The sequence below is a fragment of the Treponema medium genome, from assembly GCF_017161265.1.
Taxonomy (GTDB): Bacteria; Spirochaetota; Spirochaetia; order Treponematales; family Treponemataceae; genus Treponema; species Treponema medium.
Window position 1 is genome coordinate 62,897 of sequence record NZ_CP031393.1, and the last position, 22,494, is coordinate 85,390.

The following is a 22,494-nucleotide window of genomic DNA, read 5'->3' on the forward strand; positions in this document are numbered from 1 at the left end:
CAACTCCTATTCTTCGTCCTCATATTCAAAACTTAAACCGACACCACAGTTAGGACAGACTGTCATATCGATCGTAATCGGTGCCCCGCATTCGGGACATTCGTATACTTCTTCTTCATCTTCAGCAGATGCAGGCATTGTTTGATTTTCAGGCTGTGCTTCCTGTTCCGGCACTTGATTTTCATCAACAATCTCAAATGATTCGTTGATTAACGCCTCAAGGGCATTAACTTTTTCTTCTGACATACCGGGAAGTGCGCAGAGTTCTTGATGCGGAACATCCAAGAATTGCTCAACCGTTTCAATATGATTCTCATGCAAGAGCGCTAACACATCAGGGTCAATACCTTCAACCTCTTCCAGTAAAATAGCCTCATCATTGAACAGATCTTCCGCAGCTTTACGAGTTTCGGCGTGAATATCCATCTCTTGGAACTGTTTTTCGGTTTTTACATCGATACTCCAATCCGCCAACCGGTTCGCCAACCGGACATTCAAGCCCTGCTTTCCAATAGCGATTGAAAGCTGACTTTCCGCGACAACGGCAAGCGCCGTACGCTTTTCCGTATCAAGGATAACGACATCCAATACTTCAGCCGGAGAGAGGGCATTGGCTATAAATACAGCCGGATCGCTCGAATACTCAAGCACGTCGATTTTTTCTCCCTCCAACTCGGTAATAATCGCCTGGATACGAGTACCTTTTGGACCGACACAGGCGCCGACGGGATCCACATCCTCTCTATGAGAGATAACGGCAACCTTTGTCCTGTAGCCGGGTTCGCGGACGATTTTGTACAATTCAACAATATTATCGTAAATTTCAGGAACCTCAAGTTCCATTAAGCGGCGCACAAAATCGGGATCGGTACGAGAAAGGATGAGCTGTACGACATTCGATTGCCGGTGTTTTTTTACTTCCTTTATAAGAGCTTTTATTCTATCGTTTGGATGATATATTTCCTGCGGAAGCTGAAATTTCCGCGGCAAAAGCCCTTCGACTTTTCCGAGATCGACATAGATATTATCATTTTTCTTTCGCTGATAATAGCCGATGATAATCTCACCCTCTTTCGCCTTATACTCGGAATAAATGCTGTCTTTTTGGATCTCTCTCGTTGATTGATGCACGCGCTGTACACCCGCTTGAATTGAGCCGCGCTTAAAATCTTTAGGATCCAGCTCAAAAAGAAGCTCATCACCAAGTTCGCAGTCAGGAGCAAGTTTTGTTGCCTCTTCTATGTCTACCTCAAGCACAGGGTTCACAACATCATCAACAATCTTTTTACGTGCATATATGCTTACCGCATCATCACCGGTAATAACCACCGCATTAACATCGGTCTTAAAAGCCGTTTTGTATGCAGCTTTCAATGTTTGTTCAACAATTTTAAATGCAAGATCTTCATCCAGTTCTTTTTCTAACGCGAATTTACGGACATCTTCAATCTTTACTCCAGCCATCACGACTCCTTAGATCTTATTCAATTTCGCTTTTTTTATATCCGCATACCGGATATCCCTTTGCCCGCCGGAAATATTTAAACAGATACCCGTCGAATCCGCAGCCAGCAATTCACCCTCAAGCCAATCGGGACAGGAAACTTCCAATACCTTTATATTTTCTCCGATAAAGGCCTGAAATTCCGCTGCATTTTTTATTACTCTGTTAAGCCCCGGAGAGCTTACTTCCATTTGAATATCCTGAGAATTGAGCAAAACCTCTGCACGTGATAATAACGCCCGATGTACCTTTGAGCAATCGTCTATCCCGACTCCATTTTTACTGTAGATAACGGCCTTTACCAGCCACATTGTTTTTTGGTGAACAATCTGCAAATCAACCAATTTATATCCGAGACCGGTAACCAGTTGTTCATAATCGGTAAAATACGGAACGGTTTCTTTTTGCACATATTCCATTGCATCAACTCCCGTAAACAAAAAAAGAGCCGTTTGAACGACTCCTGCCTAGATTTATAAGGATAATAAAGTTCTTTATGGATAGTACCATAAAGAAAAAGATTATGCAAGCCATAGATTTCCACCTGTATTGGTACAGGGAACAAGTCAGTCGGCTAAAGTCCGCGCTGCCAAGACATACATACGCCAAGGCAGCAAAGATAACGCCTCGCCTGTTATTCCAGTAATCGCCGAGCACGACGTTGCAACGCACCTTGTTTTTCATCTTGCGCGATAGCTTCTACTAACATACGAGCATCCGCCGGAGCGTTCGTCTTAAACATATCAAGCCCGATACTCTTGGTTAGCACATCATCGCTCTGTAAAAAAGCTTTGCAAATTTCTGCCGTTGCAGTATTTTCGATTTTTGCAATTTCCTTACCGAACTCATACCGCAGTTTCTTTTGCTTGTTATCCGTTACGGTTGCCAGCACCACCGTATCCAAATCAGCGGCAAGCGCCGTAGAATTGTGCTTTAACGCTGCGCTCAGGATTGTAATCCGCAATTTTTCGCTCTTTTTAGAATCACGGAATGTTTCGGCAAGCCATGTATTGCCTTCTGCCGTATTCAGCACGACCAACGTTTCTACCGCTGCAAACCGAACCGCATCCGTCGGGTCATACTTTGCGCGGTATAATACATACGGCGCTGCTTCAGCCATTTTTGTCTTTTGTGCGGTTTTTAAGGCTTCAAGTCGAACTTTATAATAGCTGTCTTTAAATCCCTGCAAAATGAGCTTTCGGGTTTCATCCGTATCGAAAGATGCGGCGCCTCGTATTGCGGCTTCCCGAAGCTGCGGTTCCGGCTGTTCAAAAAACTCCGCCAGCAGAGGCACAATATCGGGGTTCTCCATTTGGGCAAGTCCGGCAACGGCGCTTGATCTAACGTAGATATTCTCGTTTTCATCCTGTGCCCGCTCAAGTAAAAACGCACGGGTATCTTCGCTATGTAGTTTTTCAAGCGCAGCCATAATTGTCTGTTTTAAAATAAGCTCCTGCTTTGCATCGTCAATTATCAAACTATCAAAATAGTCTGCTAAAAAGGCCGCTTCTTCATCACCGCCGATTTCGCCTAATACGGAAACCGTTTCCGCTCCATACTCCGCCGTATCTTGGGTCAGCATTTTTTGTAGCGCTTCATTTAAAGCGGGAGTAAGCTCCGGCTTTACCGTTGCGAGGTAAGACAGCACTGCTTTTACCAACGTCCGCTGTTGGGCTTCATAATCTTCCAATACTGCAACCGCAGCTTCCGTGAGTTGAGTGTTTTCGTATTTTTGGTATAAACCGAAAAGGCCTTCGCGCACGGCAGAACTTTTTGTCTCCATAAAGAGGCGGTTAAAATCGCCTTGCAGCGTTTCAAAATCACGCTTTTCAACCTTATTGACTACCTCAAGTATTTCCGATTCCAACCCGTACTGCAATGCTTGTTGTGCTTTTTCAATCTCATCAAGCTCTTGTTTTTTCTCTTCCGGTTTTTCTGTTCCGTTCTTTTGGGCATCCTGTTCTGCTTGCTGTTTTACTTGCGGTACGGTCTTATCGGTCGTTGTTTTTGATGGAGCAGTATCCGCAGCTGCATACATCGGTACAATTAGTACCGACAGCGCGGTCAATATCATAAAAACAAGTCTTTTCATCACAATACTCCTGCAATCATTATCGGAATTCCAAGATTTTACTTTTAAGAACCGTTGATACTTTATACCGAAGCTTGCCCAATGAGTAAATTCATAATGCTTCATTAGAATTATGAAATTCCTCTTATGCTAATAGATTAGGGCTGTCATACCACAAGCGTTCAAGGTCGTAGAATTTCCGAGCGGTAGGGCTCATTAAATGCACAACGATGGAGCCGAAATCGAGCAGTTTCCATTCGTCGCCATCCGGACTTTTTCTAATGGTCCGATATTCCTCAATCTGCATCTCTTTCGCCGCTTCCATAATTTTGCCTTCAAGACCGCCGGCCTGTTTACCGCTCGATATGGTTGCAATCACAAAAAAATCCGTCCAAATATGCGCCTGCCGTAAATCGAGCACTACCACCGATTCCGCTTTAAGATCACGCAAAATCGTTCCGAATGTTAAAGCCGCCTGTTCAAAATTAACTTCCATAATATTTTCTTATCCTCTTCTCTATTTTTTTTGCCGTACCGAATATCCGTTAAAATCCTTGCCGAGTATCAACGTAAAGTCGACATTTGTTTCGATGCCGGAATGATCATCGCCGATTTGAGCAGATTCGATATTTTCGCAGCGGACAACCTGCCCGACGATCTTTGCCACCGCCTCATTACCGATTCTATCGATTAAGACTGTATGCTCAACACCCGTTTGCGCCGCATTCCCGACACGGATAACGTCATACCCGAAACTCTGATATAACTCGGAGGCAGTCCGCGCAAGCCCGTTCACATCGGTTCCGTTTAAAACCTCCAATGCGTATACCCGCTCCAAGGTTGTACCTTCTTTTGAAGCCAGCGCGGCAAGGGTCTGCCCGATAATTTCCTTTATCTGCTGACCGTCACGAAACGGAAAGAGTAATTCCTTTGAATCGACGATACGAACGGCGCCGGTTAAACGCTGGGGGACCAATCGCTCCGAATCGATTTTACAAAGGTATTCCAAAAGCTGTTTTAAATTTCCACCGGTAACATTGCTATGCAGCAGCGGACTGAACACCTTAAACTGTTCTTTTTCGAGCATTTCAGGATGCTCATATAAACTACGAAGAAAGGCCAATACCGCTTTTTGCTTGCGGGTTACCGCTTCACCTTCGGCATCCGCCTCATCTTCATACAACAGATAGTCGCGAACCTTATCGCCGTCTAACAGCACCGAACCGGAAGGGAGCAAAATCTTCCCATATTGTTCGGAATCGATATCTATCGAAGAAGGAATAAAAACCGAAATACCGCCGAGCAAATCGGTTAAATGCATAAAGTCGGTCAACGAACACACAATATAAAACGGAATGTCAACACCGGCCAGTTTTTCAATTTCTTCTTTATAAACAGCAGCACCTTTTTCCGTATAGAGCGAGCCGATACCGCCGGTACGCCCAAGCTGAGGTAAAATCAAGCCGATATTCGCAGGAATATCGAACATTGCCGCGCGCCGTGTTTGCGAATAGTGAGCAACAACATTCGTAGAAATAGGAACATTGTCGTTTTCGATGATAAACAGCACCTTGAGTACATTATCCTCAGAAAGAGAGGTACTGATAGGGTCAACATTGAGATTCCGTGCGACAATCACCCCAGAAGGAATGAGCATAGCTAAGATGAGTAGTAAAAAGATGATGTTTTTTCCCTCTTTCAATTCCTTGCCTCCCGACGGATCGTTTTCGTCTGCATATCCGGCACCGTCTGTGCTCGACTATTCGGCATCGCCTGCCTATCCGGTGCCCTCCGTGTCTGCCTATCCTGTACGGAACCCTTCTCTTTTAAAAACCGATATGTTTTATAGGTACACGCCTGCACTTTTTTCCCTTTTGACTCCACAAAGCCGATAACCTCTTTCAGCACTTCAAGAAAAAGCTCATCGAGCGTCAGGTGGTCAACCTTTTCCCGTAAGTAACCGCAATTTTTCCGGCCGGGTTCGATTTTATCTGCAATATAGATAATCCGCCCTAACGCATCAAACTTCGTAGAAGCGGATGTATGAAAACGCACCGCATTTAAAAGCGATTTTTTATGGATCCCATAATGCTCCTGCAATAAAACCGCTGCAGCCCGCCCGTGCAGTAACTCGGAATTTGCCGCTTCGTCAGGAGTAACGGGATGACCGTCCGTCCGTACCGTGCGGAGTAGAAAGCCAATGGGTTTTTCTTTGCACATATCGTGGGAAATACCGGCGAGATAACAAAGCCGCTGCAGCCTGTGTCCGTAGCCGTAGCGGTGGGCAAGTTCTTCCGCATAAGAGGCAACCCTGCATGAATGTTCATAGCGGTAATCGGAAAGATTGGCTCGTGCATACCTATCCAGCGCTGTGATGAGTTTTTCAATACGGATATCATTCATAGAGTTTATGTTCTTTAATATACGAGTATACGGCTGAAGGTACAAGATAGCGCCAGCTCTTTTTTTCTTGTATGGCTGCCCGTATTCCGCTTGAAGACACCGGCAGCAGAGCATTATCTACCCTTAAATGAGGAAGCTTACCCGCAGAAGCGGCTTGTTCCGTAGAATACCGGTCTATAATGCGGTTTCCTACTATTATATCGGCATAATCGGGTATGCACTCCGCTTCACGCCAGCCGCTAAAGCCTTCCAGTAAATCATCGCCGATAATCAACCCGATTTTTCCTTCACATTGAGGAAATTTTTTCTTTAGGAATTTTAACGTATCGATGGTATACGAAACGCCTTGCCGCTGTATCTCGCAGGGTTCGCAGTAGAAAGCCGGATTATCGGCGATTGCGAGTTTTACCATTGCAAGCCTGTCCTCGGCGGTGCAGCCGGAGTGTCCGTCTTTAAAGGGTGATAAGAATGCGGGGACAAAGGCTATGGTGTCGTACCCGTAACGGAGAGCAACCGCATCGGCAAGCATCAAATGGCCGATATGAATAGGATTGTAAGATCCGCCCAATACGGCGAGCCTCATTTTTTACCCTTCCGCTTGCGGCTTAGACTCACCGTTGCGCCGAAGCCTTCCTGTTGCACGTAAACGGGGTCTTCCAGCTCTGCATGCATAAAGTTATTGTCTGCCGCAGCCGGCACGATAGTCTTTTGTACACCTCCGGCGGCGTTAAAATGGTTGCTTCCGGCAGCACTATCGAAATCGAACATACTGCCCGCAGCCATATCTGCCGATAAACCTTCGGTTGTCCAGTCATCACCGGATGCGGCGGCGCGTACGGATTCGCCTGATATGCCCCCCGCCGAAGCTTCAGCGCTCTTATCCGCATCTGCGGCAGCAAGCTCTTCCACCAGTGCAACAAACGCATCGCGGACCTCGTCCAATCCCCAGCGGTTAAACACCGAAATACCGAGTACGGGCACATCGGAAAGTTTTTCCCGCAAGGTTTTGAGCCGCTCTTTTGTTCCCTCAAGGTCGAGCTTGGTTGCGATAATAACTCGTTTTTTTGCCACCAATTCCTCCGAATAGGCTGCAAGCTCTCCGCAGAGGGTATCATACGCGGTTAAATAATTCTCATCGGAAAGGTCAATCAAAAAGGCCAGCCCTGCCGTCCGCGAAATATGCTTTAAGAACCGGATACCGAGGCCGACGCCCTCCGAAGCGCCCTCCAAAATCCCCGGTATATCCGCGATGATAATATCCTGTTCCTCATCGATACGGAGGACGCCGAGGTTCGGTATTTTGGTGGTAAACGGATAGGGCGCAATCTTAGGGCGGGCATTGGTAAAGTAATCCAACAGAGAAGACTTACCGGCATTGGGAAAACCGACAAGTCCGATATCGGCAATGATATTCAGCTCAATTTTAAGCCGGCGGGTCTTACCCTCCTGTCCCGGCAAAGCAGTGCGCGGCGCTTGATTGGTGGAGGTTTTAAAATGACAATTCCCCCAGCCGCCGTTACCGCCGGTCAAGAAAGGAATAAGCCCCTCAGTCCGGTCGCCGAAATCGTAGACAAGCTCATCGGTATCGGCATCTTTAATAATGCAACCCGGCGGAAGCGGAATAACACAATCGGCGCCCTTCGCACCGAATCGTTTTGAACCTTGCCCATCCAAGCCGTTTTTTGCCCGGAATACCCGCTTATGGCGTAAATGCACAAGCGTGCGCATATTCCGTTTAATCTCAAACAGCACATCGCCGCCACGCCCGCCGTCGCCGCCTGCAGGGCCGCCCTTAGGCACATATTTTTCCCGCCGGAACGCAATACAGCCGTTCCCGCCTTTTCCCGATGAAACTTCGATTAAAGCTTCATCCGCAAATTGAATCATCGCCTCGTTTCCTTCTCGAAAAAAAAAGCCGGCATTAGAGCCGGCTTCTATTATTATTGCGGAATTAACCGCTCGTCCATCCCTACGCTTGCGTTACAGATGCTAAATGTCTGCCATTGCGGTGATGATACACAACCGTACCGTCTACAGTTGCAAATAAGGTATCATCCTTGCCGCGGCCGACATTGTCGCCCGGATGGATGGGAGTTCCGCGCTGACGGACTAAAATGGAACCGGCTTTTACCGTCTGTCCGCCGTATACCTTAACGCCCAAATATTTAGGGTTTGAATCTCGTCCGTTTTTTGCACCGCTTCCGCCTCGTTTCCGTGCCATAGTAGCCTCCTCGTATCAGATAAGCATCTGTGTGCTTACCGCTGTATCTTTTTGCATTGAACCGCTTGCGGATATTCTTCCTGTAAAGAAGTTATCCCAAGCCATAAAAACTCCGCTGCATACCGTAATTTTTCGCTTTGCGTTTCGTCATAGCTGAGTACCCGAAAAGAAAGCGAACCGCGCTGTTCCGCACTGACATCAGCTTGCACGGAACCGAGCGCCTGTACAGTCGTCCTTAAAAGGATCGTTACGGCTGCACACACAATATCATGTCCTTTAATGCCGCTATTCGCATGGCCGGAAGCTTCAACGGAAAGGAGATGCTCCTTTTCATCAAGCTCCAAAAGGACTTGTATCATTCCGCGCTTACACCCCGGTAATCGAATTAACCGTTAAATAGGTGTAGTGCTGGCGATGCCCGATTGTGCGGTGATAGTCTTTCTTGCTCTTGTACTTGTATACAATCACCTTCTTATCACGCATACTCTCTTCAACCGTTGCCGAAATTTTCGCGCCCGCAACGTAGGGAGCTCCAACAGACACTTTACCGTCATTATTAACCAGTAAAACGGTATCGATATCGATAGCCGTTCCCTGCGGTTCGTTGATTTTGTCCACCAGAATCTTGGAACCTTGTTCAGCCTTATACTGCTTGCCTTTATATTCAAAAAGTGCGTACATAAAAACCTCTGTTTACGTTTCTGCGAAAGTATCTATCACCAAATAGGATAAATAGTTCCGCTTGTTTTATAGATTTTTGTATGATGATATATGAACGGGTGCATACCATCAAAACTAAACGGTTGATTTCAAAATATAGCATAAAAACGCTACCAAGGTCAAGATGTGGATTCATGGCAAACGCATCAAATTCCTCGGGTAACGCCAAGTTCGCTCGCGTATGCACTGACAATGTGACGGGAACTGTCATACTTTGATGGAATGGGTTGTTTTTTCGTCCAAAGGCACCGTAACAGAGCGTTTTTTCTGCTGCCTGCTTCTCTTGCTTTTTTCAAGCTCGGCAATCAGTTCAGAACAGAGTAAAGTCAACGAATTTCATCATGCAGCGGTTCGAGTGAGTAGCCTTTTTAAAAACTGAGTTCCGTGCGCACATACGTGAACCCTTGTTTTTAATAGTTCATTTTATTAACATACAGGTATGATATACGCACCTATTGAAGATACGGCGCTGCAACAGCACCTTGATAAACTTGAAAAAGATGAACTCCATATTTTTACTGCCGACGACGGACTGTTCCGTGGAGGGCTTTTCCATGGCACGCGGTTCGTAAACCAAATACGCGCACAGCACCGGCTGGGTATTCTGGAAACCCTTGTCCTCGGTCAGGCAGGCCTCTGTGCCGCATTGATGATTCAAACAATGAAAGGGCGCGAAACACTCCAGCTGCGCTACGAAACGGATGGCCCTGCAACCGGTTTTTCCGTAGAAGCAGACTCGCGGGGCTCTGTACGCGGCTACCTTTTGCAAAATCCCATTCCGATTACTGCTCCACTTGAAAGCTGGGATCTTGCCCCTTTCTTCGGAAACGGTACTCTCAGCGTTACACGGTTCCCCGAAGCATATCAAACGGAGGGGCGAGATCCGCAGCGCGGTATTGTCGAAATTAAATACCGGAATATCGCAAAAGACCTTACATGGTATTTTCAGCAATCGGAACAGCTCTACACCGCTTTTAATACAAGTATCCGATTTGACAGCATCGGCAGAGTAGTCGGAGCCGGCGGTTTTTTTATTCAACGGATGCCGACAGAGGGAGGAACACGCCGTGGCAGACAATTAAAGACGGAAGAAGAAATTGAAGATGCCATTACCAGTATGGAACGGGCATTTACCGCCTGTCCTCCGCTCGGCGATTGGTTCGGTGAAGGCGGCAACTGCGAAGACATTATCTTCGGTCTGTTACGAGAGTTTAACCCTCAAGCGGTTGCAACACGGAACATCACTTTTGATTGTCCATGCTCAAAGGAGTATTATCTGGAAGCGTTGAGGAAATTACCGCAAGCGGAACTGAAAAACTTAAAAGAAACGGCAGACGATCCGCTTGAGATTGTCTGTAGGAATTGCTCCAGCGTATACCATATTCCGCTTGCCGAACTATAAAATCAGCAAATCTGCGGTGATAATGCTTTCAATGCGGCCTCTGCAGCTGCCTGTTCCGCTTCTTTTTTGCTTTTTCCTAGAGCAGGTTCATATTCCTTCTCTTTGATGACAACTTTTACTTGAAAAACTCTGTCATGATCCGGCCCCGATGTCTCTACCAGCACATATTTCGGGATAATACGGTATTTTTTTTGCACATATTCTTGCAGCAAGGATTTATAATCTCGATATCGATGTTTATTTTGTTCAACCAACTGCATCTGCGGTTCAATAATTTTTAATACGAACTGTTGAGCGGCCTTAAACCCTGAATCTAAATAGAAGGCACCGATCAGTGCTTCCACCGCATCGGCAAGCAGAGCCTTTTTCTTTCTCCCTCCCGACACTTCTTCACCATGTCCCAGCATCAAATATTTATCAATATTGAGATTCAGTGCAATGGGAAAAAGAGAGTCTTCGGAAACGACAGCTGCTTTAATTTTTGCAAGATCACCTTCAGGTTTATCGGGATGAGCAAGATACAGCTCCGCCGCAACAATCATACCAAGTACCGAATCGCCCAAAAATTCAAGCCGCTCATTATTGATCGGAGAATCGCTGTGTTCATTAGAAAACGAACGATGACGAAAGGCTATATCCAATAAGCTAATATTTTTAAATTTACATCCTGCTTTTTTTTGAAAAGTAAGCAGTTCTTGCTTCCGGTGTTTTTCTAAAACATGCGTAAAAGGAAACAAGAACGACATCTTTTGCAATATTACTTTGACTGAGATTTAATGAAATCGTAAGCATCTCTAACAGTTTCGAATTCACTTACTTTTCCATCGGGAATTTTTATCCCCATCTCTTCTTCGATTGCATACACCAGTTCATACGTATCAAGGCTATCAGCGCCGAGATCTTGGCGGAATGAAGAATCGAGCGTAATTTTATCCGCATCAATTTCCAATTTGTCTGCAATCAGCTTTTGAATTTGAACAAATAATTCGTCCATAAAGAAAATCCTCTCTTAATTTAATGTATCCGGATCAACGACCTGATGTCCGCGGTAAAACCCGCATTTTGAACATACATGATGAGATAAAATTAAATTGCCGCAATTTGCACACTCCACAAGATGAGGCGCGTTTAACCGCATATTGATTCCTCGACGGCGGCGTGTGCGTGCTTTTGACGTTTTAGCTCTTGGCACTGCCATAAGGTAACCTCCCTATTCATAATTAAATCACAAAAAGATATTCCATATTATACGTGAACCTGAAAATAGTCAATACATCGTGAACAATCAGGGGCAAACGCATCAGACGTTTTATGAATGTTCCCCGCAAAATAAGAGAGTCTATTCGACCAGAACTGCCAAGGATGGCAGTAGTTCCATACAGCAGCGATGTTTTGTGTACGCACAAAACTCGCCTTCAACTGTTGTACACGGATGTACAACAGTTGAAGATGGTTCAAATGGTCTCACAGTCTCAATTTTTCCGCGATTTTTATCTACTTTACCTGATATGTTTACCCATTTACTGAAAAAAATGTGCGAAATTTTATTTCCTTAAAATACAACAGTTGAACAAAATATAAATTTTGGAAACTGTTGTATTCGTGCGCGAAAAGCACACACATCAATACGCAAGTTTTCGAAAGAAAACTTGACGGTTAAAGTGAGCGGCGTCATTGTAGACGCTCACTTTATACCTATGAAATTTCGCACAGAAGGTAGGCAACCGCTCAAAATATTTTTAATGCGGTTGCCCTGTAACCCCATCTAAAGAAAAATGACGACCAAAGGGAGCACCCTTTGGAAACCCCATCCGGCTTTTGCAAAAAGACTTTGATGCATCAAGAAGCCTTGCAAATAATTCTCGCAGATCTATGTTTTTTCTACGGAATGGGATATACTACATTATAAAAAAACGGTAAAGTGTGAATACCGAAAAAGATAACGAATAAGCTGGAAGTTTTGTTCTATATAATAAATGCGAATCGGCTATTTTTTGTGGGAGGAGGAAGACTATGAAAAAACTGCGTTTAATTTCCGTAAGTATTTTGTTTGCAGCGCTATGCATTATCTTTACGGCCTGTAACCAAGGTTTGACAGCCGGAAAAGGTACCGGCGAGGTGAGGATTGTCATCGACAATGGGGCAACCCGTGCCGTTAATGCCGAGGGAATGCCTCAATTTGATGAATCCAATACTAAGATTACCGTTACCGGCGAGGATGGTAATCAACTGGCGGAAGGAACAACATCGGTTACGCTGACGCTTGATATCGGAAAGAAAATAAGCATAAAGGTTGTTGTAACAACCGAGGCAGGCGAGTGGCGCGGTACAAAAGAGCACACCGTTACGGCAGGAACCAATACCGTTGCCGTAAAGCTTTCCAAAACGCCGAAGAGTATGAAGAATATCCTTGTTGACGATGTAGAACAGGGTGCTTTCGGGGATGCAACGGTAACGCTCAAATTAGCAAATGGAGAAACACCAATTGACCACGTGCAGATCAACGGTAATTATATAATTCCGGTAACTGCACGGGACGGTATCGGACGGATATACATGCTGTATGATAAGAGCGGCAGACACTTTACCCGCTTTGATACCGAAGGAAAAATTGATTTCGGATTTGAAAGCGCTATTATGGGTGTACTACCGAGTACTATCGAAATAAAAGCTATGACGGTTGATCCTAAAACCAATAGGATCTTTGTAGTCGATGGAGACAAGCATGTCCATGCTGTAACGGAAACCGGGCATAATACTTTTACACGCTCAGACAGTGTTGACCTTGCTACACTGCCAGACATAGTGACTGCCGACATTCTTACTGCAGTGGCTGCATATAACGGTGAACTTTTCTTAACGGTACAACGCAACCGCTCACCCTCTCTCGCTAAACCTAATAAACTGTTTGCCTGTACCGCGGCGCTGTCTGGAACGACTCTTACACTTACCGAAAAAAATGCAGCTGAGCTTGATGAACTCCGTACCAGCGCGGTAATGAATGTCCCCACTCAGTGTACCGGGCTCTTTGCGGACGCAAGCGGTGTGTACTGTTTGCTGCGGGAGCAAAGGCTTGATGGTGGAATGCTCTATTATATGGTGGGTGCGCTTGCCTGCTATTCTCGTGACGATAATACCGTTACCTATTTAAAAAAACACCCGAAAGCCGGTACTGCAGATGCATACCTTCCTTTTGAATCAGCTTCTTTCGCAAATCCCGTCGGTTTTATCGGTAGTGACGAAGACTATATCTACATTGCGGATGACGGAATCAACATAAAGTACCTCAACGAAAATTGGCGGATTAACGGAAATAAAAACCGCATCGCTGCCTTTAACCGGAAAACAAAGGAAATAACATTCAGCGACTCGGATGCGACATGGTATGCAGAAAAACCCGGCTACAAATATCCCGAAACACCGGTGCTGCTGTGGGAGAAAGATACTAGTGGTAACTTCCGCTATTGGGTAAGCACTGATGGAACAAGCTCTGCACCGGCTGAAGCTACAAAAATCTTTCAAACTACTGTTCCAACCAATAAAATTACCGATATTTTCTGCTATGACCAAGAGGGTAATTTGTATATACTGTGGAAGGAATCAACGGTGTATTGTGTTACACGATTTGAGCTGAAAAACGGTACCTATGATTTTACACAGGGTGCGCAACTGAATTTGGGTATTACAAATAAGGTTGTCGCCATTGCGGCAGATGTTTCTGATGGACAAAAGTTCCTGTATTGTGCTGCTAAAGTGTCCGCTGGATACACAATACAACAGCGGACATGGGCTTCTAACTTTACATCGGCTGCTTTTACATCCTATAACGTTACACTCCCATCAGACAAAGACGTTACGGCTCTTGCTGCAAACAAGGACGGGGTGTTTGTCGGTGTAAGGGCAATAAACGTATCTCCTGCCGGTTATACATTATCGGTAAATAAATACGCCAAGCAGGACGGAGTTGATAAAGGAACGATTACTGTCGGAGAACTTCAATTGACTCCTACGGAACCTAGTGGTCCCTATCCGCCTTATACGAAAATTGAAAGCACCATTAATGATCTGCGAATAGTTGATGGTATGTTGTATGCTATTACATCAAAGCTAGAAAAGAGAATGGCATATAGGACTGGAGATTATGGAACCGATGAGTTTAAGAGTAGCGGACGACTGTACAAAATAGCAGAAGCAGCATCGTTCTCCGGTAACGCAATGGTGTTGCATGCAAAGTATCCCGTACTTCCTCAAGGTACTTCGAGACAGGGAGTCGGCTATGGATTTTACCGCTTTATCGCCGTTAAGCCGAAAAAGCTCGTCATTGCTTCGGGCGGTGCTTACGCTATAGGCGGAAACGCTCTTGCTTCTTCTAGTACGCAGCCTGATCGAGCGAGTGACAATAAAGTAATGACATACGATTTAGACGGGAATTTACAGGAACCGGAAGAAAAGAATGCCGGCGGCACATTTTCTCAGAAATTGAGTGTCGACGGTTCCGGCTTTAACTGGGAATAACCCGTAAGATGACTTTTCTCCAACGCTGCGCGGCGCGCTTCCGGCGTACTGCGCAGCAAAAGCCGCCGGTCAGCCTCTGTGTGCCGGTGTACGGGACGGAGGGGCTTGTCGGGCGGTTTTTAGACAGCGTGTTACAGCAGGCGGAAGCGCCGCTGTTTGAAACTATCGTTGTCAATGACGGCAGCCCCGGCACAAAAGAACTTGAGCGGATTATTAAAGTGTACGCAAAGCGGTTTAAAGCGCAGGGGCTGCCGTTTGTATTTTTGGAACACGGAAAAAACCTTGGGCTGGTGGAAGCGCGCCGGACAGCAGTGAACGCTGCATCGGGGGGATATCTCGCCTTTGCCGACTCCGACGATGAATTGCCTCCCGCGGCTCTCCGCATCCTATACGATGCTAGTTGTGCCTCCGGCGCGGATATTGTGCATGGAAAGGCCGCGGTATTCGGTACGGAAGGGGAGCCGGAAGCTCGCATCGAAACCTTTGCACAAAAAGCAGCACATGTGTATTTCGGTACTCTTACCGGCGATGCAATTATGCACGGATTTCTGATAGAACACCTCTATTCGGACTTTTTATGGGGCAAACTCTTTAAAACCAGTCTTGTCCAAAAAGCTTTCGCAGAAATTCCCTTTACCTATTGCACCATGGCAGAAGACGTTCTTACCTTCTTTTTTATTGCCTTACATGCCGGTACCTACATAGGCATACCCGAAACCGTATACAACTACCGCATCAACACCGGTGTTACTTCCCGCAAAGAAATCACCGAGCTTGCCGAATGGGAAAAAGTGTGCTCTGCCGCTTCGGTGTTTACCATTATTCTTTCGTATTTGGATGAGCACCCCGCTATCGGTAGCGAAATACGCAAAGCGGCCAAAGCCATCGGGCGTTCATACCGCACCGATAACCTCGCACAGTTGGAAGCCTGCGTTACGCCTGCATTACAAGAAGAGGCACGAGCTATGTTGAATGAGTGGTGGGGAATTATTGATTAAGAATTGAGAATTACCCTTTCCTGCATACCTGATGCTGTGTTACATCGTCTGTTTTTCCATTGCATAAATACCAAAGGGATTATATACTAGACCCGTTCCGAAACGGAAGTTTCCGAACAGGTTTACTTTAGGGTATCAGGAGCATACGGTACATTTTTATGGAACTTATTCAAGAAAACATCCTGCATATTATGGAAAGGATTAAAGCGGCGTGCAAAAAGGCAGGGCGCGATCCAAAAGAAGTTCAGCTGCTGCTTGCAACTAAAACCGTCGAGCCGGAGCGGATTCTACAAGCGTTTTCCTGCGGCTGCACGTTAATCGGCGAAAACAAGGTACAGGAGTTGCGCGATAAATACGAAGCGCTTTCCGCAGTTCCGCATACGACGCATTTTATCGGACATCTGCAATCGAATAAGATTAAAGAGGTGATTCAATATGCTCAATGTATCCAATCAATCGATAACATTGATACGGCGCAAAAACTGGAACAACGGCTTGCACAAGAAGATCGTAAACTCGACATCTTAGTGCAGGTAAACACCTCAGCGGAAGAAAGCAAGTTCGGCTGCGCGCCGGAAGAAGCGGAAAGATTAGTAAAAGCCATCGCTACCCTACCCCACGTCACTATCCGCGGGTTTATGACCATCGGGTTGTTTTCCGGAGAAGAAGACAAGGTGCGCTCGTGCTTCCGCTGCCTTAAACAGGTACAAAAGCGCGTTACCGCAATGGCACTACCCAATGTTTCTACGGATATTCTTTCGATGGGGATGTCAGGCGATTTGGAAATCGCCATTGAAGAAGGTTCAACGATGCTACGTATCGGTACGGCGATATTCGGCGAACGTCATTATCCGGATACCTACTACTGGAATGAACAAACCCCTTCATAATGATGATAAAGAGATGATGAAAAAAAAGAGTTTGCTTGCAGTTGTATTCTTGTTATCCGCATTAGCCGCTTTCGGCGAGGAACTTACCTACGCACGGCCGAAAACCAACGGCCTTGACATTGAGCTTTCTCAAGTACATTTGATTGCGGAAACATTCGATGAAGAGCGCATCGCGTATCGATTTGAACTTGCGGAAGGCAAAAAACTTTCCTGCATAGAAACGCAAAAAACACTGCGGATACGCCAAATGACTCCTTCACAGGGCACGCTGTATGTCTTTATACCGAAAACGATGTTACTGGAAAATTGCAGCATACGGGTAAACCGTGCGGATATCCGACTCGAAGGAGTGCAGGCGGTACATATCCTTGCGATGTTGAATATGGGATCGGTAACAACGACCGAATGCGTATTTAAAAATGCCGTAATCAATAGTGCGCGAGGTGCGCTGTCCTTTGATAAAACGCAAATTGTAAAATCTTGCGCATTCACCATAATCGATGCAACCGCTGCCATAATCTTCCCTTCGGAAGAGGCTGAATATCATATCGATTACGTCCAAAACGGAGGGACGCTCACCATTGCCGGTAATGAGCTTACCAAAAGCCCGGGAGAATACGGCAACGCGAAAGCAAAACGCCGCATCATCTTTTCGGGAGGCGCAGCAAAAGCTTCGATCAGCTTTACAAAAAAAGACACAAAAACGACAGCTTCCAAGCAGAATACAGGAAACTGATATTCCTCGTGCATAAAAAAAGGCTTCTTTTGAATTTCAAAAGAAGCCTTCATGCGGCGAACTGGACTTGAACCAGCACACCTCGCGGCATCAGCACCTCAAGCTGACGTGTCTACCAATTCCACCACCGCCGCATTTGTAACAGTGATGTACTATATCTAAGATTACAAATAAAGTCAAGGCCTTAATCATGGCAAACACATCAGAGTTATGTAATATCCCCGCAGAATAAAGAGGCTATTCAACCAGAGTTGAACCACTCCGCGGTTCAAATGGTCTCACAGCCTCTTTATTCTGCGGTATTTGATCTATTCTTCTGATATATTTGCCCTGTTGCTAGAAAAAAATGTGCGGAATTCCACACATTGCAAAACCTCGCCCTTTTTGTTACAGTGAGCGGCGATGAAGCTCATACTGGCGCCGCTTGCGAATATCAGTCATTCGGGATTGAGGATGCTTATCCATACTTTCGGCGATCCCGACGAATACTTTACCGAGATGATTCATGCGCCGTCGTTGCTTGCGGGCGGGCGGTTTGAACAGTGGTACCTGCGGGCAAATCCCGTGCCGGAAAAACTGGTATGGCAGCTGACCTCGCCTAAGGCGGAGGCATTCGCACAGGTGATACCTATCGTACTGCAGCACGGCGGCATCGGGGTTGACTTAAACATGGGCTGTTCCGCTCCGCCGATTGTACGAACGGGAGCAGGTATTGCATGGATGCTGAAGCCGCTTAACACGACAGCCGAAGCGGTACGGTCGGCTAAACAAGCGCTCGAAGGATATGCTGCGGCGCAAGGCAGGTCTTTTAGATTGAGCGTAAAGCTGAGGATCGGTGCGATCGCCGACTATGCGTATCTTTTACGCTTTTGTACGATGCTGATTGATGAAGGCGTGCAACTTATCACGATCCACCCACGCCTGCAGCGGCAAAGCTATGCGCGGCCGGCTCTCCACGAATACACGGCAGCGCTCGCGAAGGATTTGCCTATTCCGGTATACGGCAATGGAGACATCAATTCGGCAGAGAAACTGCAAACCGCCGCGCAGCACTATCCTTGCGCGGGGTGGATGATCGGACGCGCAGCGGTACAAATGCCGTGGATTTTTGAAGCAATACGCCGCAACCACGCTGACGATTCGACTTCCGCACCGTACCGTATCGACCTTGAACAAACGGCGTTATCGTTTTTGCACTACCTCGAAGCCGAACAGCCGCCGGAATTCTTCCTTACGCGGGCGCAGCGGTTCTTTCAGTTTTATTGCGACAACTTTTCGTTTGCGCACTATTGCAGAACACAACTGCTGCGGGCACAGAACCGAGAAGAAATGGAGCGCGTGCTGCATACCTACTTTGAGCAGTCGCCAAGTGATAAACTGATCGAAATATAAAGTTTTCGGATTATTTTCCGATGCTTATTAAATGGAAGTATGTTATTATTAAAAGATAACAGCCGATTAACTACCAGTAATTGTAATTGGCATTTCCTTATATACGGTTAAAATATTCGGGGAGGACATCATGCGCAATGCAATACGGCAAAAAGCCGTGGCGGTCTTTTTTTTCTTGTGTATACTGATCGCTGTGCAAGCGGCGGAGCAAACTACCATCGACACATACACCTACGGCGAACTTGTTGAAACAATTGCACGGACGGATGCGCCGCTTATCACCGGAAAATATATCATTTTTACGGCAGCCGGATCCGCACGCCATGTCGGTATCGCCTTTGAACATGAAAACTTTCAATCAATTCATTCTTTCCAGCGCTTGTATCGAAGCGATGATAGCACCGAAACCAAAAAATCAATTCTCTTCTACATCATGCAAATACCGGAAGAAATGAGAGAGCTGCGCTATCGGCTGGTTATCAACGGTCTCTGGTCTACAGACCCGCTCAATCCCGATGAAATCTTCGACTACTCCGCCGGAATGTCTCTTTCGGTTTTAAAGATTCCGTATCAAAAAGAATATAGAACCGCTGTTGAAAATAACGGCAGAACTCGTTTTGTCTATCAAGGAGAATCGGGCAAACGGATATACCTAGCAGGCACATTCAATAACTGGGATCCCTTTATGTATACCTTGGAAGAGGTGATGCCGGGTAGATACGAATTATACCTTCCGCTGCCGAATGGCGTTTGGTATTATGCATACTTTAAAGACGGAAAGCAAATTCCCGATACGACAAACCGCGAACACGTCTACATGGCCGACGGGAGAACAGCTTCGGTTATTTCCGTTAAATAACAGCCATAGTGTCTCTTCGCCTATGAAGACATTCCTGAAGCAATCGACGGAAGCGCGGCGCGAACTCATCCTGACCGCCAACCCTATTAAAACATTGCTTATTCTCTCTCTTCCCTCGCTTCTGATGAATACCGTGCAAGCGATGATGCCATTCACCGATGGGCTTTTTATCAATAACCTCACCGGTTATGCAGTAACGGGGGCGGTAACTTTTTCTCAGCCGATTATTTCGATGGTATTGGGTTTATCGCAAGGATTAAGCGTTGCTGCGATGGCAATTATCGGGCAGCTGAACGGCAGAGGCGCAATCGAAGAAGGGAAACGGGTCGCAGCACAGATATTCTTATTCGCGGTTATGCTCGGTATCATTAGCGCGCCACTACTCCTTATCATCAGTGTGGCGGTTTCACGGAGCTTGCAGAGCGATATAGCGCCGTATGTCCGTCAGTACATCGCGTGGTACAGTATCGTCTTACCGTTCAGCTTTTTGGAGTCCGTATACAACGGTATCAAAAACGCGAATGGGAAACCCGAAGCGGCTTTTACCCGAATGACCATCCTCTTTATTATGAAAGTTGTCGGGAATTTTCTCTTTCTCTATGTATTGCGGCTCGAAATTCTCGGGTGCGTACTCGCATCTCTTTTGGCAAATGCAACGATCACAGTCTGGATGGTATACGAATTGTTCATCCACAAAAGTCCGGACAAGCTCGATGTCAAAAACTTCAAGTTCGATTCAAAGATCATCAGAGAGGTTCTGAAAGTCGGTTTTCCGGCAATGTTCAACTATTCTTTTTTGTACTTAGGTTTTTTCCTTATCAATAAAGAAATTGAAAGATACGGTGCGATCGTCGTTGCGGCGCAGGGAATCGCGAGCAATATCAATGCACTGTGCTTCAACCTGCCTGCGGCTTTTAGCGCGGCAATTACTACGATGGTCAGTATGCACATCGGCGCAGGATATCCGCAAAAGGCAAAACGGGATTGTCTTCTCGGCTGCATCACCAGCATCATTATCGCCGTTATAATGATTTCGATTATGATTCCGCTTTCGCCTTATCTGACCGTCTTATTCAGACGGGAGCCGGAAATTATCGGTATTGCAAACAATGCGCTCAACATCTACACCTATTCGATTATCGGCTTCGGTATTTGTATGACTATTCAAGGTGCGTTTATCGGGCTCGGCAAAACGAAGATGCCGCTTGTGCTCGGTGTACTCCGTATATGGCTGCTGCGTTACATCTTTGTATTGGCAACGGAACACGTCTTGCAATACTACGCTATTTTTTGGGGAAATCTCTTTTCAAATATGACAACTGCGCTCATCGCAACTGTCCTCATTTTGCGGACAAAATGGGTGTCGGCACTCACCATCACCACTGAAACAAAGGAGTAACCGCCATGCACGGTTCACTGGCACAGATACCGCAAGTCGAAAAATTGCTCTCACATCACGAGCTTTCCGGCTGCATCGAAAAACTCGGCAGACCGATTGTAGCCTCTATCGTATCGGAGTATATCAAGCAGATACGGGCCGAGGCTTTAAAAGGAGCCGCCGTTCCGTCTTTTGATACGTGTATAGCGGACATCCGGCAGCGGTGCACACAGCATATACGGAAGCGGATTTCGAAGATTATCAACGCGACGGGCATTATCTTGCACACCAACCTCGGACGAAGCCCGCTTCCGCACGGTATTTGGGATGCGGCAAAGGAAGCCGCCCAATCATACTCGGCTATCGAGATGGATTTGGAGGACGGCAAACGGGGACCGCGGTTCCCCTTTGCTGTCGAAGCGATGAGTACGCTTGTCCGTGCGGAAGCGGCGCTGATGCTGAACAACAACGCCGCCGCCGTGTTTCTGTTACTTAAAGCGCTTGCAAGCGGAAAAGAGGTTATCGTTGCGCGCGGCCAGCAGGTGCAAATAGGCGGCGGCTTCCGCATTCCCGATATTCTGCGGGAGGCAGGCTGTACGCTTGTAGAAGTCGGCACCACAAACATCACCACCCTTGAAGACATTACCGCCGCCGTTACCGAACAGACGGCGATGGTGCTGTGGGTGCATACCTCAAACTATAAAATCCGCGGCTTTACGGAGCAACCTTCCCTTACCGCCATCCGCAAGGCCTTGCCGCCTGAGGTTATTCTTGCGGTGGATCAAGGGTCAGGCGTTATTTCGCTTAGCCTACAAGATGAGCCGACCGTACCGGCCTTATTAAAAGAAGGCGCCGACCTCGTTTGTTTCTCGGGGGATAAAGTATTCGGCGGCCCGCAGTGCGGATGGATTACCGGCAAAAAAGATTTAATCGCCCTCATTGCCCGCCATCCGCTGATGCGCACCTATCGGGTAGGCCGCGCCGTTGCCGCTCTAATGGAAGAGACCCTCGTGCACTATCTGAATAACGGAAAGAGCGCCGCGGCCGAAGCGTTGCTGCTTGACCCTGCCGTGATAAAAAAACGCAGTGAAAAACTTGTAAGAAAACTGCCGTCCGGAACCGCATGTGTTGTCCCCTACCCTTTCTCGCTCGGCGGCGGCAGCACCCCCGACGAAGCCTTCCCGTCATGGGCAATTATGCTGCACACGCATAAACCGGAAGCGGTAAAGACAGCGCTGCGGTTTTGCAGCATTCCGATTATCGCTATTATTTCGGAGGACAGGCTGCTCTTACACCTTGCCGCCGTAAATCCTGCCGATGATATCTATATTATCAAAGAATTACAGGAAATCTCTAAAAACTCGCCCGGCTTTTAGAGGTTCGTTAAAAAATCACAGAGGTGCGT

Annotated in this window: 23 protein-coding genes and 1 tRNA gene; 9 read left to right on the plus strand and 15 right to left on the minus strand. The window is 46.6% G+C overall.

The window, feature by feature from the left end; genetic code table 11:
* Nucleotides 1-6: 6 nt before the first annotated feature.
* The 11 genes from nusA to rplU all read right to left on the minus strand — a co-directional run bounded on the left by nusA (nt 7) and on the right by rplU (nt 8,880).
* Complete coding sequence (gene nusA, locus DWB79_RS00285; RefSeq protein WP_016522136.1) at nt 7-1,464, minus strand: transcription termination factor NusA; 1,458 nt, start codon at nt 1,462-1,464, stop codon at nt 7-9.
* Nucleotides 1,465-1,473: 9 nt separating this feature from the next.
* Nucleotides 1,474-1,923 carry a ribosome maturation factor RimP gene (gene rimP, locus DWB79_RS00290; RefSeq protein ID WP_016522137.1) on the minus strand — a complete coding sequence of 150 codons (450 nt, stop codon included), beginning with the start codon at nt 1,921-1,923 and terminating at the stop codon, nt 1,474-1,476.
* Nucleotides 1,924-2,138: 215 nt separating this feature from the next.
* On the minus strand, nt 2,139-3,596 hold the full coding sequence (locus DWB79_RS00295; protein WP_016522138.1) for a HEAT repeat domain-containing protein: 1,458 nt from the start codon (nt 3,594-3,596) through the stop codon (nt 2,139-2,141).
* A gap of 124 nt (nt 3,597-3,720) precedes the next feature.
* Nucleotides 3,721-4,071, minus strand: coding sequence for a ribosome silencing factor (gene rsfS / locus DWB79_RS00300; protein ID WP_016522139.1), 351 nt, complete (start codon nt 4,069-4,071; stop codon nt 3,721-3,723).
* Between the two features lie 21 nt (nt 4,072-4,092).
* Nucleotides 4,093-5,277, minus strand: a complete 1,185-nt coding sequence (locus DWB79_RS00305) for an LCP family protein (protein WP_016522140.1) — start codon at nt 5,275-5,277, stop codon at nt 4,093-4,095.
* A complete protein-coding gene (yqeK, locus tag DWB79_RS00310) occupies nt 5,274-5,978 on the minus strand; it encodes a bis(5'-nucleosyl)-tetraphosphatase (symmetrical) YqeK (protein WP_016522141.1) in 705 nt (234 codons plus the stop codon). The genes DWB79_RS00305 and yqeK overlap by 4 nt, the downstream gene beginning before the upstream one ends.
* Nucleotides 5,971-6,561, minus strand: a complete 591-nt coding sequence (nadD, locus tag DWB79_RS00315; RefSeq protein ID WP_016522142.1) for a nicotinate (nicotinamide) nucleotide adenylyltransferase — start codon at nt 6,559-6,561, stop codon at nt 5,971-5,973. The genes yqeK and nadD overlap by 8 nt, the downstream gene beginning before the upstream one ends.
* Nucleotides 6,558-7,865: a GTPase ObgE gene (gene obgE / locus DWB79_RS00320; RefSeq protein ID WP_016522143.1), complete on the minus strand. Its 1,308-nt coding sequence runs from the start codon at nt 7,863-7,865 to the stop codon at nt 6,558-6,560. The genes nadD and obgE overlap by 4 nt, the downstream gene beginning before the upstream one ends.
* 82 nt (nt 7,866-7,947) lie before the next feature.
* Nucleotides 7,948-8,199, minus strand: coding sequence for a 50S ribosomal protein L27 (gene rpmA / locus DWB79_RS00325; RefSeq protein WP_006187878.1), 252 nt, complete (start codon nt 8,197-8,199; stop codon nt 7,948-7,950).
* A gap of 35 nt (nt 8,200-8,234) precedes the next feature.
* Nucleotides 8,235-8,558 carry a ribosomal-processing cysteine protease Prp gene (locus tag DWB79_RS00330; protein ID WP_016522144.1) on the minus strand — a complete coding sequence of 108 codons (324 nt, stop codon included), beginning with the start codon at nt 8,556-8,558 and terminating at the stop codon, nt 8,235-8,237.
* Between the two features lie 7 nt (nt 8,559-8,565).
* A complete protein-coding gene (gene rplU, locus DWB79_RS00335; RefSeq protein WP_016522145.1) occupies nt 8,566-8,880 on the minus strand; it encodes a 50S ribosomal protein L21 in 315 nt (104 codons plus the stop codon).
* Between the two features lie 478 nt (nt 8,881-9,358).
* On the opposite strand from rplU, the gene DWB79_RS00340 reads away from it, so the two are divergent.
* Nucleotides 9,359-10,321 carry an Hsp33 family molecular chaperone HslO gene (locus tag DWB79_RS00340; RefSeq protein ID WP_016522146.1) on the plus strand — a complete coding sequence of 321 codons (963 nt, stop codon included), beginning with the start codon at nt 9,359-9,361 and terminating at the stop codon, nt 10,319-10,321.
* Between the two features lie 2 nt (nt 10,322-10,323).
* Here DWB79_RS00340 and rnc read toward each other — a convergent pair whose 3' ends face one another.
* From rnc to rpmF, 3 genes are read right to left on the minus strand one after another with little or no spacing between them, the layout of a single operon-like run.
* The gene (gene rnc / locus DWB79_RS00345) at nt 10,324-11,058 is read right to left on the minus strand and encodes a ribonuclease III (RefSeq protein WP_040858897.1); all 735 of its coding nucleotides are present in this window, start codon (nt 11,056-11,058) and stop codon (nt 10,324-10,326) included.
* 20 nt (nt 11,059-11,078) lie between these two features.
* Entirely contained in the window at nt 11,079-11,315 is a 237-nt protein-coding gene (gene acpP / locus DWB79_RS00350; protein ID WP_016522148.1) for an acyl carrier protein, read from the minus strand.
* A 15-nt stretch (nt 11,316-11,330) separates the two neighbouring features.
* On the minus strand, nt 11,331-11,519 hold the full coding sequence (rpmF, locus tag DWB79_RS00355; RefSeq protein WP_016522149.1) for a 50S ribosomal protein L32: 189 nt from the start codon (nt 11,517-11,519) through the stop codon (nt 11,331-11,333).
* 815 nt (nt 11,520-12,334) lie between these two features.
* Between rpmF and DWB79_RS00360 the strand changes: the two genes are divergently transcribed.
* The 4 genes from DWB79_RS00360 (at nt 12,335) to DWB79_RS00375 (ending at nt 17,460) form a co-directional block, all read left to right on the plus strand.
* Nucleotides 12,335-14,836, plus strand: coding sequence for a hypothetical protein (locus DWB79_RS00360; RefSeq protein ID WP_016522150.1), 2,502 nt, complete (start codon nt 12,335-12,337; stop codon nt 14,834-14,836).
* Between the two features lie 8 nt (nt 14,837-14,844).
* Nucleotides 14,845-15,834, plus strand: a complete 990-nt coding sequence (locus DWB79_RS00365) for a glycosyltransferase family 2 protein (RefSeq protein WP_016522151.1) — start codon at nt 14,845-14,847, stop codon at nt 15,832-15,834.
* A 158-nt stretch (nt 15,835-15,992) separates the two neighbouring features.
* Nucleotides 15,993-16,724 carry a YggS family pyridoxal phosphate-dependent enzyme gene (locus tag DWB79_RS00370; RefSeq protein WP_016522152.1) on the plus strand — a complete coding sequence of 244 codons (732 nt, stop codon included), beginning with the start codon at nt 15,993-15,995 and terminating at the stop codon, nt 16,722-16,724.
* Nucleotides 16,705-17,460: a hypothetical protein gene (locus DWB79_RS00375; protein WP_016522153.1), complete on the plus strand. Its 756-nt coding sequence runs from the start codon at nt 16,705-16,707 to the stop codon at nt 17,458-17,460. Before DWB79_RS00370 ends, DWB79_RS00375 begins: the two co-directional genes overlap by 20 nt.
* Nucleotides 17,461-17,512: 52 nt before the next feature.
* On the opposite strand, the gene DWB79_RS00380 is transcribed toward DWB79_RS00375, so the two are convergent.
* Nucleotides 17,513-17,594: transfer RNA gene (locus tag DWB79_RS00380), tRNA-Leu, on the minus strand.
* A 268-nt stretch (nt 17,595-17,862) separates the two neighbouring features.
* On the opposite strand from DWB79_RS00380, the gene DWB79_RS00385 reads away from it, so the two are divergent.
* The 4 genes from DWB79_RS00385 (at nt 17,863) to selA (ending at nt 22,465) form a co-directional block, all read left to right on the plus strand.
* Nucleotides 17,863-18,852 carry a tRNA dihydrouridine synthase gene (locus DWB79_RS00385; protein WP_016522154.1) on the plus strand — a complete coding sequence of 330 codons (990 nt, stop codon included), beginning with the start codon at nt 17,863-17,865 and terminating at the stop codon, nt 18,850-18,852.
* Nucleotides 18,853-18,982: 130 nt separating this feature from the next.
* A complete protein-coding gene (locus DWB79_RS00390) occupies nt 18,983-19,711 on the plus strand; it encodes a glycogen-binding domain-containing protein (protein WP_016522155.1) in 729 nt (242 codons plus the stop codon).
* Nucleotides 19,712-19,733: 22 nt separating this feature from the next.
* Nucleotides 19,734-21,110, plus strand: a complete 1,377-nt coding sequence (locus DWB79_RS00395) for an MATE family efflux transporter (protein ID WP_016522156.1) — start codon at nt 19,734-19,736, stop codon at nt 21,108-21,110.
* A gap of 5 nt (nt 21,111-21,115) precedes the next feature.
* Nucleotides 21,116-22,465 carry an L-seryl-tRNA(Sec) selenium transferase gene (selA, locus tag DWB79_RS00400; RefSeq protein ID WP_016522157.1) on the plus strand — a complete coding sequence of 450 codons (1,350 nt, stop codon included), beginning with the start codon at nt 21,116-21,118 and terminating at the stop codon, nt 22,463-22,465.
* The last annotated feature ends 29 nt before the right edge of the window (nt 22,466-22,494 follow it).